At 47.6% G+C, this 525-nt stretch carries 1 pseudogene; it reads right to left on the bottom strand.

The features are described from left to right. Positions 1-16: 16 nt before the first annotated feature. Positions 17-525, bottom strand: a pseudogene (locus ACLJTG_RS23690) (IS3-like element ISEcl10 family transposase); the annotation flags it as partial.

Below are 525 nucleotides of genomic sequence, written 5' to 3'. Positions count from 1 at the left end.
TGTAAATAGACCCGTTTTAGTTCCAGGCATTTTTTGAGATCCCGGCCAAATGATTGTGTTGCCGATATTCCTCCGGCGTCATATTGTTCAGTGATTCATGAGGGCGTTCACAGTTATATTCTGACACCCATCTTTCCGTGATTTCCCGCGCTTCATTCAGCGTTCTGAACAGATAAAAATCGAGTATTTCTGTACGGTATGTTCGGTTAAAGCGCTCAATAAAAGCGTTCTGCGTCGGCTTACCCGGCTGAATAAATTCCAGTTTTACTGCATGTTGCTCTGCCCATTCAGCCAGTGCAAGTGAGATAAATTCCGGACCATTATCCATGCGTAGCATGACCGGATAGCCACGATTTGCCGCGATCCTGTCGAGTACACGGACCACTCGTGGGGCTGGCAGATTCAGATCTATTTCAATCGACAACGCCTCACGGTTAAAGTCATCAACGACATTGAACGTGCGAAAACGACGCCCACAGACCAGGGCATCATGCATAAAATCGACAGACCAGCTCTGGTTCAGCG

Origin of the sequence: Salmonella sp. SAL00672, from assembly GCF_046552175.1 — a bacterium.
Taxonomy (GTDB): domain Bacteria; phylum Pseudomonadota; class Gammaproteobacteria; order Enterobacterales; family Enterobacteriaceae; genus Salmonella; species Salmonella enterica.
Note: the sequence above shows the minus strand (reverse complement) of the source record. Positions and strands in the feature narration are given on the sequence as shown.